At 68.3% G+C, this 619-nt stretch carries 1 protein-coding gene and 1 pseudogene; both read right to left on the bottom strand.

All coding sequences use genetic code 11. The features are described 5' to 3' along the window. Window positions 1-154 (bottom strand): annotated as a pseudogene (locus tag NKI59_RS35025) (ribokinase); the annotation flags it as partial. Next, window positions 151-619 (bottom strand): ADP-ribosylglycohydrolase family protein (locus NKI59_RS35020; RefSeq protein WP_352709084.1); only part of this gene is annotated, 469 nt, incomplete at its 5' end. The gene NKI59_RS35020 and the pseudogene NKI59_RS35025, both read right to left, overlap by 4 nt.

The following is a 619-nucleotide window of genomic DNA, read 5'->3' as shown; positions in this document are numbered from 1 at the left end:
CGGTGCGGCTGGCCGCGACCATCATGTTGAAGCCGCCGCCGGCGACTTGCGTGTAGCTCGACGCCGTCTTCTCCGTACCCGGCGCCGGCAAGGCGTCGATGCGGTAGACATAGTCGACCACCGCGCTGCCGACATGGACGACACGCCCACTCATATCGCCGCATCCTTGCCGGGACCCGTCCTGTCGGCACGGCGCTTGGATACACGGGCCGCAACAAGGTCGGCGGTGAGCGCGCCAACCGCCGCAATGTCGATGCCCTTGAGGTCTGCAATGCGGTTCTGAGGCAGTCGGGAAAAGCCGGTGCAGGCGCCGGCCATGCCGGTCGCGATGGCGCCGATCGTATCGGTGTCGCCACCGAGATTGGCACTGATGACCGCCGCTTGCCAGGGATCATCGCCGGCGACTTCCAGCACGGCGAATGCAGCCGGAACGGACTCCTGACTGGCGACGCCGGTGCCGACCAGATCGGTGATCAGCCGGATCGCGTCCTTCGTCGCCTTGCCGCGCACAAGCTCCTGCGCCCACCCAATGCGGGCGGCAATGTCACCGCCGGTCACCCAATAGCCGAGCGCTGCTCCGCACCTCGCCGCGGCGATGGCGCTGTCGGAAGCGGCGCGC

The organism is Mesorhizobium sp. M0598, from assembly GCF_040320865.1.
GTDB lineage: Bacteria > Pseudomonadota > Alphaproteobacteria > Rhizobiales > Rhizobiaceae > Mesorhizobium.
The sequence above is the reverse complement of the archived record's forward strand: the minus strand, read 5'-3'. Positions and strand labels throughout refer to the sequence as shown.